This is a genomic window from Pseudomonas sp. UBA7500, from assembly GCF_002478435.1.
GTDB classification, from domain to species: domain Bacteria; phylum Pseudomonadota; class Gammaproteobacteria; order Pseudomonadales; family Pseudomonadaceae; genus Aquipseudomonas; species Aquipseudomonas palmensis.
Window position 1 is genome coordinate 17,161 of record NZ_DLNW01000032.1, and the last position, 1,363, is coordinate 18,523.

The 1,363-nt window shown below is 72.3% G+C and carries 2 protein-coding genes; one reads left to right on the forward strand and one right to left on the reverse strand.

Features of this window, described 5'->3' with window-relative positions; all coding sequences use genetic code 11:
* A partial coding sequence (locus B4I46_RS15170; protein ID WP_286900815.1) for a LysR family transcriptional regulator occupies window positions 1-870 on the forward strand: 870 nt, incomplete at its 5' end.
* Here the strand turns inward: B4I46_RS15170 and B4I46_RS15175 are convergent.
* Window positions 809-1,363: anti-sigma factor family protein (locus tag B4I46_RS15175; protein WP_286900817.1), on the reverse strand; the 555-nt coding region annotated here is incomplete at its 5' end. The genes B4I46_RS15170 and B4I46_RS15175 overlap by 62 nt on opposite strands.

Below are 1,363 nucleotides of genomic sequence, written 5' to 3' on the forward strand. Positions count from 1 at the left end.
GAACGCCTGCACATGGCCCAGCCACCGCTGAGCCAGGCGATTGCGCGGCTGGAACAGAAGCTCGGTTGCACGCTGCTGGTCCGTCACTCGCGCGGGGTGTGCCTGACCGGCGCCGGCCAGGCCTTCGTCGAGACCGCGCGCGCCACCCTGAGCCTGCTGGACCAGGGCGCCGAACACGCCCGCGAGGTGGCCGACGGGGTCAGCGGGCACCTGCGCATCGGCAGCCTGGCACTGGCCGGCTACCCGCCGCTGCTCGAGGCCCTGCGCCGGTTTCGCGCGCAGTGGCCCAAGGTGCGCCTGAGCCTGCAGCAGCAACCCTCGGCGCAACTGGCCGAGGGCGTGCTGGGTGGTGAACTGGACGTGGCCTTCATGCGCCAGTTGCCGGGGCTGAGCGAGCGCCTGCACAGCCGGCTGATCCTCGACGAGCCGCTGCTGCTGGCGGTGCCTGCCGGGCACCGACTGGCCCACGGTGGCCCGGTGCACCTGGGCGAGGCCGCAGACGAAGATTTCGTGTTCACCCCGCCGGCCCTGGGCAGCGGCTTTCACCAGCAGATGCTGAGCCTGTGCGAACGCGCCGGCTTCACCCCGCGCATCAGCCAGCAGGCGGCGCAGATGCAGACACTGGTCAGCCTGGTGGGCTGCGGGTTCGGCGTGGCCCTGGTGCCGCAGGCGGCGGCGCGGGCCAACCGCCAGGACGGCGTGCACTTCTGTGCCCTGCACGACACCCCGCCGCTGGGCCTGTACATGGTGTGCCCGGGGGAGCAGAGCACCCCGCAGGCACGCCACTTCATGGACCTGTTCGCACCCGCTACAGGGCAATCCCCAGTGCCTGGCGCAACTGCGCGGCACGCGGCTCTGCTGCCGGGCTGACCAGCGCGTAGTTGTAGGCGCCCTGCGACCAGTAGCGGGCCTGCAACTCGCCGTCCACCCGCTCGCCACTAGGCATGCGCGCATAGTGCTCGCCGGGCGAGCGCAGGAACAGGCTGACCCGCTCGCCGCTGGCATCCTGGAACAGCAGCAGCGCCGCCGGCCCCTGCTCGTTGCTGAGCAACCGCGCGCCCACCGGCGTGAAACCATAGGCCGAGAGGTCCGGCAACTGCCCTGCCTGGGCAAAGTGCTCGCCCAGCCAGGCCTGCAATTGCCCCGGCCGCTGCACGTTCAGGTCCAATGTGCCCGACTGGGCAAACAGGCGGTGCGCCTGCACGGCATCGGCCATCGGTGCGAGGCCCGCCTGCAGGCTCGACTCGCGCGCCTGCCAGCCGCCCAGGCCACCGATGCCCAGTGCCACCAGCAGCATCGCCGCGCTGGCCCATTGGCGGCGATGGCGCTGGCGCACGGCGCGGCGCACGGCTGCCGGGTCGAG